9 protein-coding genes and 1 pseudogene are annotated in these 14,139 nt (G+C 65.6%); 6 read left to right on the top strand and 4 right to left on the bottom strand.

Features of this window, described 5'->3' with window-relative positions:
• Positions 1-3: 3 nt before the first annotated feature.
• Positions 4-3,219, bottom strand: a complete 3,216-nt coding sequence (locus tag AB4Z42_RS02430; RefSeq protein ID WP_442007513.1) for a helicase-related protein — start codon at positions 3,217-3,219, stop codon at positions 4-6.
• Complete coding sequence (locus AB4Z42_RS02425) at positions 3,111-4,133, bottom strand: DUF1998 domain-containing protein (protein ID WP_442007512.1); 1,023 nt, start codon at positions 4,131-4,133, stop codon at positions 3,111-3,113. The genes AB4Z42_RS02430 and AB4Z42_RS02425 overlap by 109 nt, the downstream gene beginning before the upstream one ends.
• On the opposite strand from AB4Z42_RS02425, the pseudogene AB4Z42_RS02420 reads away from it, so the two are divergent.
• The 4 genes and pseudogenes from AB4Z42_RS02420 to AB4Z42_RS02405 all read left to right on the top strand — a co-directional run.
• A pseudogene (locus tag AB4Z42_RS02420) lies at positions 4,125-4,326 on the top strand (integrase core domain-containing protein); the annotation flags it as partial. The gene AB4Z42_RS02425 and the pseudogene AB4Z42_RS02420 overlap by 9 nt on opposite strands.
• Positions 4,327-4,700: 374 nt before the next feature.
• Positions 4,701-6,143: a DUF3375 domain-containing protein gene (locus tag AB4Z42_RS02415; protein WP_442007511.1), complete on the top strand. Its 1,443-nt coding sequence runs from the start codon at positions 4,701-4,703 to the stop codon at positions 6,141-6,143.
• A complete protein-coding gene (locus AB4Z42_RS02410; protein ID WP_442007510.1) occupies positions 6,140-6,829 on the top strand; it encodes a DUF4194 domain-containing protein in 690 nt (229 codons plus the stop codon). Before AB4Z42_RS02415 ends, AB4Z42_RS02410 begins: the two co-directional genes overlap by 4 nt.
• Positions 6,822-10,175 carry an ATP-binding protein gene (locus AB4Z42_RS02405; protein ID WP_442007509.1) on the top strand — a complete coding sequence of 1,118 codons (3,354 nt, stop codon included), beginning with the start codon at positions 6,822-6,824 and terminating at the stop codon, positions 10,173-10,175. The genes AB4Z42_RS02410 and AB4Z42_RS02405 overlap by 8 nt, the downstream gene beginning before the upstream one ends.
• Before the next feature lie 2 nt (positions 10,176-10,177).
• On the opposite strand, the gene AB4Z42_RS02400 is transcribed toward AB4Z42_RS02405, so the two are convergent.
• Complete coding sequence (locus tag AB4Z42_RS02400) at positions 10,178-10,846, bottom strand: DsbA family protein (RefSeq protein WP_442007508.1); 669 nt, start codon at positions 10,844-10,846, stop codon at positions 10,178-10,180.
• 161 nt (positions 10,847-11,007) lie between these two features.
• On the opposite strand from AB4Z42_RS02400, the gene AB4Z42_RS02395 reads away from it, so the two are divergent.
• Both AB4Z42_RS02395 and AB4Z42_RS02390 read left to right on the top strand, forming a co-directional pair.
• Positions 11,008-11,988 carry an alpha/beta fold hydrolase gene (locus AB4Z42_RS02395; protein ID WP_442007507.1) on the top strand — a complete coding sequence of 327 codons (981 nt, stop codon included), beginning with the start codon at positions 11,008-11,010 and terminating at the stop codon, positions 11,986-11,988.
• Between the two features lie 57 nt (positions 11,989-12,045).
• Complete coding sequence (locus AB4Z42_RS02390; protein ID WP_442007506.1) at positions 12,046-13,521, top strand: hypothetical protein; 1,476 nt, start codon at positions 12,046-12,048, stop codon at positions 13,519-13,521.
• A gap of 27 nt (positions 13,522-13,548) precedes the next feature.
• On the opposite strand, the gene AB4Z42_RS02385 is transcribed toward AB4Z42_RS02390, so the two are convergent.
• Positions 13,549-14,100 carry a YceI family protein gene (locus tag AB4Z42_RS02385; protein ID WP_442007505.1) on the bottom strand — a complete coding sequence of 184 codons (552 nt, stop codon included), beginning with the start codon at positions 14,098-14,100 and terminating at the stop codon, positions 13,549-13,551.
• Positions 14,101-14,139: the final 39 nt, after the last annotated feature.

The raw sequence follows: 14,139 nt of genomic DNA, 5'->3' as shown, positions 1-14,139 counted from the left end.
GGTTCAGTCGTCCTTTCCGGTGACGGGGGTATCGACCCCCACCACGACGAGCAGCGGCCGCACCAGCTGCTGTGTCGGTACCAACAGGTCGGCGAGGCGCTGCTCCTCGTCGATGCGCTGACCGAGGCGCCCAATGCGCGAGCGCTGCGCACCGCGTAGGTCGAGCGTGTCGGCGTCGGAATGCCAGCGCTGCGCTCGCTGCCGCCAGCGCGTAAGCCGTTCGGTCGTAGCGGCCTCCTGCGCGTCGAGCACCCAGCGCATCTCGCGGCGGGCGTGCTCGACGGCGACGGGGATGAGGGGCTGGTACCGCTCGGGTTCAGCTACCGCGCCGGGATTCGATGAGCCGGGTCGCAGCGCCGTCTGCGTCGTCAGGAAGGTCAGGTCCTCCAGCGTTTCGACGAGGCAGAAGTCGGTGTTGGCCGGGTTGGGGAACACCGCGGTCGAAAACACCCGTGAGATGAGTTGCCCCCGCTTGTTGGTCAACGTGCCCATGAGCAACACGGTCGGCGCGTCGACGTCACCGCGGATGACGAACACCTGGTTGCGGCCCAGCGCGGTCAGCGCGCGATCACTGGCCCAGTCCAACACCGGGTGCAGCGGACCGAGGTAATGCGCCTCGGGCCAGGTTGTGTTGTTGACACCCTTGCCTTCTCGCGCTGCGCGCAGCTGGGCGTTGCCGACCGCGGTGTTGGTGGCGAGCTTCAGCTTCTCCAGCACCCGGCCGTGGTGCAAGTAGTTCTGTGGCAGCTGCGCCAGGCGCTGGCGCAGGTCGGGCGGCGGGGCGAGTTCGGCAATGCCGTGCGGAGCGCTGACCGTCCAGCCGATCCCGCCCTGCTCGGGGGCGGCGTGCGGGGTGTCGTGGAAGGCCGCGTGCAGGGCCTCGTCGAGGAAGGTCAGGTCGTTGGGATAAAGGCTCTGCCGCGGTGTCGCGGGCAACGGCGCGGTTACGTCGTCATCTGTGTCGAACTGGGCAAAGAACGCGTTGAGATCCTCGCCGGCCGCGACCTCCTCGGCGGTATGCACGACTTCGTCGAGGTCGAGACCCTTGGCGAGCACGTCGCGGATCGCGTTCTCTTCTCCAGTGACGCTGTGCTCGCCCATGAGAGAGGCCACGTCGCCGAGCGTCGAATGTGCCTGATTCTCGCGTACCAGCAGCTTTGAGAGCACCCGCAGGTCGCCGGAAAAATGGGGATCAGACGGTTCGAGGATCAGTGACGAGATCACCGGCGGGTGCTTCTGTCCATAGCGGTCGATGCGGCCATTGCGCTGCTCGATGCGGATCAGGCTCCACGGGATGTCGTAGTGGATGAGGTGATGACACTGCGCATGCAGGTTCACGCCCTCGGAGGCAACGTCCCCGGTCACCAACACGCGGATGGGCGAGGTCTCCAGCTTAAACCCGTCGACGATCTCCTGTTGCTCGACGTCGGATAGCCCACCGTGCAGCATCGCGACATTGTCAGCAGACAATCCGACGGCCTCGGGGAGATGGTCGCGCAGCCACGTCAACGTCGCGATCCGCTCAGCGAAGACCACAGCGCGCGTGGACGATCCGTTGCCGACACCGATGCCCTTCAGGCGATGCACCAGAGCGGCGAACTTTCCCGCCTGTTCTTGCAGCGCAGAGGAATTCAATTCGTTCAGGGTGGTCAACGCGGTGAGTTCGGCGCGCTGCATTGGATCGCCTTGATCGAGCTTGCCACGGCGTTGCTTGATCGACTCGGCGAGCGCGGCGGGCGAAGACAGGAACGCCTTCGCCAGCGTCCAGGGGAACAGCGCCTTGGTATCGCCAGAGTACGGTGCGGCTCCGCCTTCGGGGTGCAGCCAGGTCTGCGACAACTCTGCGGCGACCGCGTCCTCGGCGGGTGAGGGTTTGACCAGGATATGCACGGGCTCGGCGCGCTCGGCCCAGTCGCTGCCGACCTCCGCGGCGACGTCGGGGCTGTGCCGGTGTCGACGAATCAGTAGCGATTCGATACCGGCTTTGGTGAAGGTGCCGTCGGCGTGGACGACCGTCGGGTCCAGCAGGCGCAGAAGTTCGGCGAATGCGTCGTTGCGACCGTTGTGCGGCGTCGCCGACGCCAGGATCAGCGCCTCGGTGTTCGGGGCGAGAATGCGGGCCAGCTCGTTGTTCTGAACCCCGACATTCGTGATGTTGTGCGCCTCGTCGATGACGACCGCGTCCCACTGCTGCCGCTCAAGGTGTGCCTTGTAGCGCGGGCTCTTCAGCGTGTCGATGGAGATGATCGCGCGCTTGAAGTACGTGAACGGGTTGCGGGTGGCCGGCAGCTTCTGGCGTACCTTCTGGATTCCCGTCGAGTCGAGCCGGACGAATGGCAGAGCGAAGCGGCACCACAATTCGTGCTGCATTTGCTCCAGCACGTGCTTCGGTGTGACGACCAGGATGCGTTCCCCGCGGCCACGCCGCACCAACTCAGCCAGGATCATGCCGATCTCCAGCGTCTTGCCGAGGCCTACCGCGTCGGCGATCAAGATGCGTGGACGGATGTGCTGCGGGTCGAGCGCCTTTGTCACCGCCGCCTGTTGATAGGCCAGAGGATCGGCCAGCATGTGCGTCGAGACGGTCAGCGCCTGATCGCCGTAGGGCACCGGCGTCTTGCGCAGCAGCGCTTCGAGCCACAGTCGGGAATCGCGGTATCCGGAGGAGCCATCGGCGACGACCTTCGCGGCCTTCGGGTCCTGCACCTCGATCGTGTCGAGGCTCGAGTAGAACGCAGCCGTGGTGTCGGCAACTAGTTCGGAGAGCCCACGTACCCGGACAAGCCAACCATCGGCGCCCTGCTCGGCGGAGGTGACCAGCCATTCCTCGTCGCGGATGACCACGATGGAACCAGGGGCGACGTTCAGGTCTACGGGGCTGTCTACGACGGCAGTCAATACGTGATCTCCGGTCGGTTGTCTTGGCGGTTTGGGCGCGCGGGTCTCTGGGGGTGTCGTGGGCGGGGGTGAAGAATCGCCATCGACTTGGGGTTCTTGCTGGTCGCGATCCGTTTCACCGAGCTCGACAAACGACTGCAACACAACCGAGCGCAGCATCTTGGCGTTCCGTAGTTCACGCAGAAACTCCATCTGAGCTCGGCGATTGGTAATCAGCCCATCTTCGTGTCGCAGTTCGCGCAGAGTTGCGACCACTTGGTCCCGGGAGGGCTTGTCGTGGTGCAGCCACTCCTCCCGCAGCAGATCCCACGCTTCCGCCACGAACTCGTCTTTTGGCCGCGCGCCGTAAGCCTGTTGGAGTGCATCGCACGCGTCGAGCCCGGTGGCGTCTTCAAACAGTCCACAGCAGAGTTCATCAAGAAGCGCTGTGGGCAGGTTCGACCAGCGGAACTTGTATCTAGGCACTGCACTTCCAACAGGTAACCGTCGAAAACACCCCCAAGGCTTTCCTGCTTATGGACACTAGCGGCGCGAGTCCTCCCGCATGCCGATACCGAAGCAAGTAGTTGCCGGCGAGTGCCTCCATGCTCACGACCGACCTTCAGCACCCGCGAGCTGTGCGGACAACGCCTCCAGCGAGAGCACCGTCCATCCCTCGGCCTCAAGCTCTGCACGATCGGCCGTCTCAATCCCAAACTCGCAGCGATAAGCCGGTCAGGCCAAGCGACAGAAATAGGGATACCACCTGCGCTTTCGAAGCCGAGCTCCGGGCGAATTACGCCCGCTTCCGCGAGTGCCAGGACCATGTCTCGCTCTGAGCCGACCGCTGACCGATATGCCGGCACCCAATCCGGTGGCAACGAGTCCGGAACCGCTGCTTCCGTGATCTGGACGTCCACCGCGCCTTCGTTCTCTACCAACCGCCGAAGTACTTGTTCGGCGGCCCCACGCGAGAGGTAATCGTGGTCGCGTTGGTTTTGATAGCTGCGAAGACACCCATAGCAAGAGGTCTCCGGTCCACACTCGCAGTCGCTCACGCGGCGGAGTGCTACGCGCAACACTCGTTCGAGGTTTTCTTCGACCTGAAGTACGTGCCCGGCTCCACCAGGCACAGCGTCGAATAGCGTGATCGACCAGCGGTCCGCGCCGGAAGGGGTCAGCGAACCCCCGATGTCCTCGCGCGCGATCTCCAGCGTCTCCGACGCAGCTTCGACGATGGCGTACAGCGGCCCCACCGTCCACAGACCAACGGGAGAGTAGAGCGATTCAACCGCACCCTCAACCAGGAATGGCCTACGCCCAGACCTACTTTTCCGAGGAAGCCCGCGCAGCGACCTACCAGGACTGGCTACATCATTACAATCACTGTGAACCCACACCGGCATCAAAGGTAAGACACCCATCGACCGCCTACGCGTTCACAACCTGCCCGTGAAGAACACCGTAAATATTCGCCGACTATCTTCGCCGACTTCAGCGAGGTGCTGTTCGGCTTCACCGTCGCGACCCGAGCATCGGCGTCCCCCTGAGCCACCGGCACTCGGGAGCACTCGCCGCCCTCGTCGATATCCCGCAGATGTCAGCCGGAAGGCTAGCATCAGCACCACAAGCAACATTTTTCACAGGGGCACCACGCAAACATGTCGCAGCACAATCCCCCTGTAATCAAAGCAATTCGCTGACGTCGGCAAATGCCGAATCAACGAAGATCCCGCCGACACTCCCTCGCCGCGCACTAAAGATGTCGCCCCCGTCGCCTATGTTGAGGCCTCCAGACCAACGCACTGAATAGAGGAACGCGGGTGGACGACAACACGGGGCTGTCGGCGCCCGCGTTGCTCGAGCTCAACCGCGACCTTCAAGGCTCCCAGGCCATCCGCCTGCTCGCCGCGACCAACCTCAACCTCTACGCGACGCTCATGGAGCGTCACCTCAGCGACGGCGCCCTCCCCGAGACTGAACTCGTCGTCCGCCTCGAACGCGACCTCAATGAGCTGAAAGACCCCCAACAAGGACTCGCCCTCATCAAGTCCTGGGCCGCCCAGGGCTGGCTGCACCGCATCGTCGACGAACGCCATGACCAGAACGTCTGTTACCTCACCCAGGACACCCGCCGCGCCCTGGACTTTCTCCGCGGCATGCGCCGCCAGGACACCATCGCCACCGGCGGCTCCATCACCGGCATCGCGACCCGCCTCAAGCAGGTCGCCCTGCGCGTCGACAACGATCCCGCCCGCGTCCGCAAGCACATCGAAGCCGAAATCGCCGCTCTCCATGAGGAACTCGACCAGCTCGACGCCGGCCAACGCCCCCAACCCGACGTCACCGACTGCTACGACGAGGCCCGCGCCATCGCCCTGCAGATGGAACGCCTCATCACCGACATCGGCCAGTACGGCACCATGATCGAGCAGGCCACCGCCGCCCTCGACGAACCCATCGACTCCAACATTGAGTACCGCGACCGCCAGCGCCAGATGTACACCGACTACCAGACCGCCTGGGACTCCCAAGGCCGCGACTCCCACCGCGCCTTCCTGCGCATGATCAACGACCCCGACCAGCGCGCCGAGTTCGAGACCGACGTCGCCGCTGTCGCCGAAGCCCTGCCCGCCCTCGACCCCGCCCTGCGCAAGGTCATGGCCGGCTTCTTCGAACTCGTCGGCCACCAGATCGACGAAGTCGAACGCATCCAGCAGCGCTGCGCCCAACGCGTCAAACGCTTCACCGCCTTCGGCACCATGGAGCAGAGCCGCGGCGTCGCCCGCCAACTCAACGAGGCCATCGGCGCCGCCCGCGCTCTGCTTAAGTCCAGCTTCATCGACTCCCGTCTCGACATCGACGTCCCGCTGACCCGCCACGCCATCAGTTCCGTTGGGGCACTTAGCTTCAAGATCGGCGACCTGTCCAACCCCAAGCCTGCCGAACACGCCGCGAGCGATGTCGACCTCGCCAGCTTCGCCGCCCTCACCACGCAGGTCGATGCACCCGCCATGTCCGACATGCTCAACCACGCCCTGCGTGACGGGCCCGTCGAACTCCCCGACGCCGTCGCCATGCTCGACACCGCCTACCTCGGCCACGTCATCGTGTTGTGGTCCTGGGCGCTTACCCAGCCCAACAAACCAGACGCCGAATCCTCCACCGTCCGCTTCCGGTCCCTCGACGGCCGCGACCGCGAAATCGCCGTTCCCCGTTTGACCTTCACCGAACCCATCACCACTATCGCCGGAGCCAGCACATGACCACCGACGCCGATATCGACTTCTCCTCACTCCCCGAGGTCGACCAACAGACCGCACGTCCGCCCGGCGTCCGCCGTCCGCGGTTCGACGGTGACGTCTCTGAACTCCCCGACCGCGCCTGCTGGACACTGCAGCACCTGCTCACCCGCCGCTACATCAGCGCCGAGGCCGACGCCGACATCTACAGCTGGGTCCTCGAATACCGCAAGGAACTCGCCGTCCGGCTCTCCGAACTCGACCTGATCCTGCGCATCGTCGACGGCACCGATATCGCATTCATCGAGCAGGCGCGCTACGAATCTGCCAGGGGCATCAAGGTTCTGCGCCGCGAGCCTCTTGGCACCTACGACTCCATCCTCGCGCTGCACCTCGCCCAGATGATGCGCGCCGCCGCCGGACAGAGCGTCCTCATCAGCCGCGAGGAGATGCACGGTTTATTCTCCGCGATCCTCAACGACACCGACCGCGATGCCGTCACCTTCGCCGCCCGCATAGACGCCGCCATCGCCCGACTCACCGGCCTGGAGATCCTGCGCAAGAGCCGCGACGACGAAGACAGCTACACCATCTCCCCCGTCATCACCGCCATCATGACCGCCTCGGTCATCACCGAACTGCAACAGCAATTCGAACAACTGCTCAACGGCGGCGCACCGGCCGAGGACGAAGAGGCCGACGATGACTGAACAATTCCATCTGTCCCGGCTGCAGGTCATCAACTGGGGCGTGTTCGACGGCTATCACTCCATCCCGTTCAGCAGCGGCGGCGCACTGATCGCCGGCGCATCCGGTAGCGGCAAATCATCACTGCTGGATGCTATTTCGCTCGGCTTCCTGCCGTTCAACCGCCGCAACTTCAACGCCTCCGGCGACAACACCGCCGCGGGTTCCAGCGCCGGCCGCCGCACCGTCGACAAGTACGTTCGCGGCGCCTGGGGCCAGCGCAGCGACGGCGGCTCCAGCCGTGTCATGTACCTGCGCGGCGACGGCACCGCCTGGTCGGCCGTCGCGGTCACCTACGCCAGCGACTCCGGGCGCACCGTCACCGGCCTGGTGCTCAAGTGGCTCACCGGTGAATCGCGCAACGACTCGTCGAGCCGCTTCATCCTCGGTGACGGCGACCTCGACATCGAGGACGTCTGCAACCGATGGGCGGCCGGTCGTTTCGACGCGAAAGTCTTCACGGAGGACTGGCGGTTCTCCACCAAAGTTGAATCCCAATACCTCGCGCAGCTGTACGCGACCATCGGCATCCGCGCCTCCGATGCCGCCCAGCAGTTGCTCGGCAAGGCGAAGTCGCTGAAAAGCGTTGGTGGACTGGAACAGTTCGTCCGCGAGTTCATGCTCGACGAGCCCGACAGCCTGGCCCGGCTGCCCGAGGCGCTCAAACAGATCGACCCACTCGTCGAGGCCCGCGAACTGCTGGCCGTCGCGCAGAAGAAACGCAAGATTCTCGGCGACATCGAGCAGATCCAGCACCGCTACACCTCGGAGTCGTCCGACCTCGGCATCATCGACCTCGTCGACGCGCCGATGGTGCGCGCGTTCACCGACCACGTCCGCCTCGCTCAGTGCCCCGAGCACATCGCCACGCTCGACAGCACCATCGACCAGCTCGAGAACGAGTACGAGGACGTCACCCGCAGCCTGAATCTGGCCAAAGCGGAAGCGGATTCGCTCAACGCACAAATCAGCGGATCCAGCGCGAATCTCGCGCCGCTGCAGTCCCAGGTGACCGCTGCCGAGGCCGAAGCCGAGCAGGTGGAGCGCCGCCGCTCGGCCTACGAGGACATGCTCACCGCCCAGGACATCGAGCACCCGGACACCGCCGACGAGTTCTGGAACCTGCGCGAGGAACTTCTGTCACAGGCCACCGAACTGCTCGCCAAGGTCGAGCGCAACCGCGAGGCGTCCACCGACGCCGAGTACGCCCAGAAGTCGGCCCGCATCGCCCGCGACGACGCCGCCAAGGAACTCAAACGCGTCGAGCATGTCGGCTCGGCATTGCCAGAGTTCGCCATCGCGATGCGTGACCACATCTGCGCGGCGATCAAGGCCGACTCCACCGAACTGCCCTACATCGCCGAACTCCTCGACCTCAAGCCGGACCAGACCCGCTGGCGCACCGCCGTCGAGAAAGTCCTCAGAGGCGCAGGGCTGCGACTGCTGGTGCCCGACCAGCACTGGGAGAAGGTGCTGCGGTTCGTCAACGACACCGACATGCGCGGCCGCCTGCAGCTGCACCATGTGCGCGCCAAGTTCCTGGGCGCCGAACCTGTCGCCCCCGAGCCGAACACGTTGGCGGGCAAGCTCTTCGCTGTCGATCCCGCGCATCCGTGCGCGGCCGAAGCCGTCGACGTCATCACCAACGCCGGCGATCACATCTGTGTCGACACCCCTGACGTGTTCGCTCGCTTCCGGCGCGCGGTCACCGACACCGGGCTGTACAAGGACTCCGACCGGCTCGCGGTCAAGGACGACCGCAAGGCCGTTAAACAATCCGAGTACCTGTACCAGGGCGACGTCACCGCCAAGATCAACGCGCTGACACTGGAACTCGCCACCGCCGAGGACACGTACCAGAAGGCCCGCCGCGTCGCCGACGACATCGCCGCACAACGCCAACAGTGGCGCGACCGCGCGACCGCCTGCAAGGCGATCTGCGAGCAGTACCCGCAGTGGAGCCAGATCGACACCGAGACCGCCGACGGCCATGCCGAGCGACTGCGCGAACAGTACGAGCTGCTGCTCGCCGAGAACCCCGACCTGGACAAGCTCAACGGCCGCGCTGACGAATGCTGGTCGCAGATCCAGAAATTCATGACGCGCCGCGGTGCGATCCAGACGCGGCGCGACGGCCTCGACGAGCGCCGCACCCGGCTGATGGAGCTGGCCGAACGGTTGTCGCCGGCGTTCGTGTCCGAGCCGCTGACCGAGCTGCTGCACCGCTACGCCGCGGCGCTGCCCGTGTCGCTGGAGCTGCTCGATCCCGAACCGCACCGCGATGCGTTGTTCACGTCGATCAAGAAGGATCGTGAGTCGTTGCGCGAGAGTCGGCGGCGGTCCTACGACGAGCTGGCCCGCATCCTCAACACGTTCGACACGTCGTTCCCCGACGCGATCCCCAACGACAGCGAGGACTTCGACGAGCGGGTGCACGACTACGTCGCGCTGTGCCGCCACATCGACGAGCGTGAGCTGCCCGACGCCTATGAGCGGATGATGCGTCTGGTCACCGAGCAGGCGCCGGACGCGATCCTCACGCTGCACCGCGTCGCCGAGCAGGAGACGAGGCGCATCGCCGAGCAGATCGACCGCGTCAACACCGGATTGGGCTCGGTGGAGTTCAACCGTGGCACTCGGCTGACGCTGCGCGCGACGCCGCGCGTACTGCCCGCGGTCGCCGAGCTCACCGAGATCGTGCGGTCCATCTCGCGGCGCATCGCCGAGGTGGGGCTGGGCGACAAGCAGGCGATCCTCGATCAGTACGCCGACATTCTGCGGCTGCGCAACCGGCTGGCGTCCACCGCGCCGGAGGACAAAGCGTGGACGCGGGACGCTCTGGACGTACGCAACCGGTTCACGTTCGACTGCGCGGAGTGGGCGGGCGACGAGCTGATCCGCACGCACAGCAATGCGGGCGATAACTCCGGCGGTGAGCAGGAGAAGCTGATGGCGTTCTGCCTCGCCGGTGCGCTGAGCTTCAACCTGGCCAGCCCCGAAAGTGCCGACAACACACCGGTTTTCGCGCAGCTGATGCTGGACGAGGCGTTCTCCAAGTCCGATCCCCAGTTCGCGCAGCAGGCGCTATCAGCGTTCCGGAAATTCGGCTTCCAGCTGGTGATCGTGGCGACCGTGCAGAACGCGACGACGATTCAGCCCTACATCGACAGCGTGGTGATGGTGTCCAAGACCGAGGCGACGGGCCGCAACGTCCGCCCCGTCGCGACGGTCGCCACCCGGACCATCTCGGAGTTCACATCGATCAAGCAAGAGATGCGCAGGAGCGCGAAAGTGCCCGTCAGCGCGTGACCTCAGCCCGGTAGTTGCTCGAGCCAGTCCGTGTTCCCGTCGACGGGCTGACCATTGATCACGACGGTCGGGACGCCGGGCTCGGGAAACTGGCGCAGGAGCGCGAGGTTGTTGGCCGCAATGGTGTGCGCGTCGTAACCGATCGGCAGGCCGAGCCTGATGAGATCTTGGGCCGGTTGCGGCGCACCGGCGACGCCGGCCAGATCGGCGAGCTGATTGTTGTCGAGATCCGTGGGCCCCTGCTCTTCCGGCTGATTCTCTACCGAGAAGATCTGCTGCACAAAGCGCCACGAGACGTCGCTTGTCCGCGACTGATCCGCAATCACGAAGGCCGCATAGATCGCTCGAATGTCATACGTCTTGCTGGCCGAGTACTTGTCCAGGAAATCCACGAATCGGAGGTTGACGCGAAGCCTGCCGTCCTCGATGCGTCGGCCGATTTCGTCGCCCTGCTCCTGGACCATCTGCCCGCTGAACGGGCACATCGGATCCACGTACAGATCGACCACCCCGAGTGCATGCGGATCACCGATTGCGACGACATCCCCCGCTGGCGCGGCAACGGCCGCCTGGGCAACCCCTGTGGTCGGTCCGCACAACAGCATTGCCGCGATCAGTCCGAGGACTGCCCCGACGGCACGCACCGTCCGGCTCAACCGTGTTCCGTTCATGGCACCCATCATGTCGTAACGAGATGCACCAAGGCGGCGCCGAAGGCGCCCGCCGGGGTGTGACGGCGTTTCCACGCCCTGTCGAGTCAGCAGCAGCGGACCCCTGAATGCGGGCCGTTGGGCTCTAGCCCGAGCAGGCCGCCAGAGGCAGGGTGCCAAGGATGAGCAGGCCTGGACGCACACGACCATTTCGCACGGCCGACGGCGGCGTCCTGCCGGAAAGTATCGCCGAGCTCGGCTACTGCCGACTGGGCGGCGTCGACCAGTGGGTGTTGATTCGCGGCCAGAACCTCGCCAACCCGCCGCTGATTCATCTGCACGGCGGACCCGGGTTCAGCGAGACTCGATTCTTTCGCCACTTCAACTCTGACCTGGAGAGACGGTTCACCGTTGTCTATTGGGACCAGCGTGGTGCGGGCAAGTCGTTCGACCGAGACATCCCGCGGTCCTCGATGACGGTCGAGCGATTCATCGCCGACCTCGACGAGCTGGTCGACACGGTTTGCGCCCGCCTCGGTCAGGAGCAGGTCGTGCTGCACGGACATTCGTGGGGTTCGGCGCTCGGCGTGCTCTATGCAAGCCAACACCCGCAGAGGGTGGGAGCCTACGTCGGCACCGGCCAGATCGGTGATTGGGCCGCCGCGGAATCGGCCTCCTACGCATACGGTCTTGCCGAGGCGTGGCGTCGCAAGAACCGCAGGGCCGTCGAAGGCCTGTGCGCGATCGGACCGCCGCCGTACCCAGCGTCCAGCGTCTTCAAGGAACGGACCTGGCTGCAACGCCTCGACGGCCAACTGAGCCCGAAGTCGCTCTGGAAATTCCGACACGTCGCGCTCGGCGGCACCGAATCATCGATACTCGAACTGCCGAACGAGTACCGCGGCTTCCGATTCACCATGGATGCGATGTGGGACGAGGTCTCGTCGCTAAACCTCTTGAACACCGCACCGGCGTTGCAGATGCCGGTCTTCTTCTTCCTCGGACGTCGTGATCATTGGGTGCCGCCCGAAACGAGCGTGGCCTACTTCGACGCGCTGCATGCACCGTCGAAGGAGCTGCTCTGGTTCGACCGGTCTGGGCACGAGCCCTTCGTGGACGAAGCGGCCAAGTTCAATGACGCCGTGGCTGGGACAGCGCAGTGAGAGCGTCGTCGCGCCGGTCGACGCGCTCGAATAACGCCTGCGTATCAGGAGGGTGCCATGGGTGAGCGGGTCGAGCCCTCCGCCCTCGCTGTCGGCGACGACCACGCTGTGCGACGCCGACTCGAGCAATGCGTCGCCGCGCTGCGGCGGATGGTGAACGACGATTGGTTCGACGCCCACGAAGACACCATCGGCATGGAGGTCGAGTTCGATCTCGTCGACCCATTGGGCCGGCCGCGGCTGATCAACGACGCGGTCCTGACACGCCTCGGTCGCACGGACATGCAGCACGAGCTCGGCCAGTTCAACGTCGAGCTGAACCTGGCTCCCCTGCCCCTGCGGGGCCCGGTCTTGCGCGATTCCGAATCCGCCCTTGTCGACGTGCTCGACAGGTGCAGGGCCGCGATCGAGGGGCTGGGCGTTCGGATGATCGCCGTCGGCATGCTGCCCACCCTGAGCGCCGACCAGCTGACCGTCGAGCGCATCTCACACAACCCGCGTTACAAGCTGCTGTCGCGCCGGATACGCGCCGCTCGCCACCGCCCCTTCACGGTGCGCATCGACGACGGATGCGAGCCGGTGGAGTTCAGCACCGACTCCGTCGCCCCCGACGCCGCCACCACCAGCCTGCAGCTGCACCTGCGGGTGCCGCCGAACCGGTTCGCCGCCTACTACAACGCCGCCCAGACGATCGCCGGCGCTCAGGTCGCGGTGGGCGCGAACGCGCCATACCTGCTCGGGTACCAGGTCTGGCAGGAAACCCGAATCACGTTGTTGGAGCAGCTGCTTGACACCCGCCGTCCTAAAGAGGTCCGCGCGGGTGCTCCGGCGCGCGTTCGCCTGGGCGACCGGTGGATCGACGGCCCGGTCGAGCTGTTCGACGAAGTCGTCCGCGACTTTGCGCCGCTGGTCCCGACGCTGGAGGCCGAGGATCCCGACGCCGCGCTCGCGGCCGGGCGTACCCCGGGCCTGCGGGAGCTCCGCCTGCACAACGGCACGGTGTGGCGCTGGAACCGTCCGGTCTACGACGTGCAGACCGGGCGTCCGCAGCTGCGCATCGAAAACCGGGTCCTGCCCAGCGGGCCGACCGCCGTCGATATGATCGCCAACGCCGCGTTCTATTACGGGCTGATCCGCACCATCGCCGACAGCGATCCAGCGCCGTGGGAGCAGATGCCGTTCGAGGTCGCCGAGCGGGACCTGCACCGCGCGGCGCGCGACGGCTTGGCGGCGCAATTGTTTTGGCGGGGCGCCGATCACCCGGCCGATCGACTCACCCTCGAGGTCCTGCTGCCAGCCGCCGCAGCCGGCCTGGACGCCTGGGGCGTGGACACCCATGACCGCGATCGGTACCTCGGCATTATCGAAGCGCGGGTTCGAAGCGGCCGTACCGGTGCCGCCTGGCAGATGGAAACGGTGCGCGGTCTGCAGGAGAGCGGGCTCGAGCGCATCGCGGCGCTGCATGAGATGACTCGGCGGTATGTCGAGCACGCGCACACGGGTGCCCCGGTGCACGAATGGCCCCTACCATGACCGCAGCCGCGCTCCGGGCCGGTTGATTCAGCCTTTCGTTGCCCGTTCGGCGGTGAACGACACCGTCACGGAGTCAACGACTTTCATCGATCCCAACAGCATCGAGTACGGTTTTACACCGAACTCGGATTGGCGAACGTCAGCCTCGCACGACAGTCGCCACGCCTTACCGAGATCCTCGACGCACAGGTCGATCTCGCGCTCCTGGGCCACACCATGGATCTCCAGGGTGCCGGTCAGCAGATAGCCGTTGTCCGACTTCTCGATGCCGCTGGTCAGGAAGCGGATCTTCGGGAACCGTTGCGCGTCAAGGACTCCCAATGCGTTCGACCGTGCCAGCGCTTTCTCCGGTCCCGACAGCGATTTCAAGCCGCCTTCACCCTTCACCACTTCAAGGGAATCCACCTCGACCGTCAGTTCTGCCTCCACCGGCTCGCCTCCGCTCCACCGCACCGTGGCCAGCCAGGTGGTCATCGCGATCGTCAACCGGTGGCCCATCTTGGCCGCCCTGCCCGTGACTCCGGTGTGAACCAGCAGCCGACCATCCGAAGCATCCAGGTTCCACACGTTGGCATTCATCGGCCGGAATCTACTCGGCACCCAGTGCCCAGCACGGGC

The organism is Mycobacterium sp. 2YAF39 (assembly GCF_052114565.1).
In the GTDB taxonomy this organism is placed as follows: domain Bacteria; phylum Actinomycetota; class Actinomycetes; order Mycobacteriales; family Mycobacteriaceae; genus Mycobacterium.
This window is presented reverse-complemented; position numbering and strand designations above follow the sequence as displayed.

Excerpts from the sequence above, each read along its gene's own strand:
- AB4Z42_RS02410 (WP_442007510.1), top strand. The coding sequence starts at position 6,140 with ATGACCACCGACGCCGATATCGACTTCTCCTCACTCCCCGAGGTCGAC.
- AB4Z42_RS02405 (WP_442007509.1), top strand. The coding sequence starts at position 6,822 with ATGACTGAACAATTCCATCTGTCCCGGCTGCAGGTCATCAACTGGGGC.
- AB4Z42_RS02400 (WP_442007508.1), bottom strand. The coding sequence starts at position 10,846 with ATGAACGGAACACGGTTGAGCCGGACGGTGCGTGCCGTCGGGGCAGTC.
- AB4Z42_RS02395 (WP_442007507.1), top strand. The coding sequence starts at position 11,008 with ATGAGCAGGCCTGGACGCACACGACCATTTCGCACGGCCGACGGCGGC.
- AB4Z42_RS02390 (WP_442007506.1), top strand. The coding sequence starts at position 12,046 with ATGGGTGAGCGGGTCGAGCCCTCCGCCCTCGCTGTCGGCGACGACCAC.
- AB4Z42_RS02385 (WP_442007505.1), bottom strand. The coding sequence starts at position 14,100 with ATGAATGCCAACGTGTGGAACCTGGATGCTTCGGATGGTCGGCTGCTG.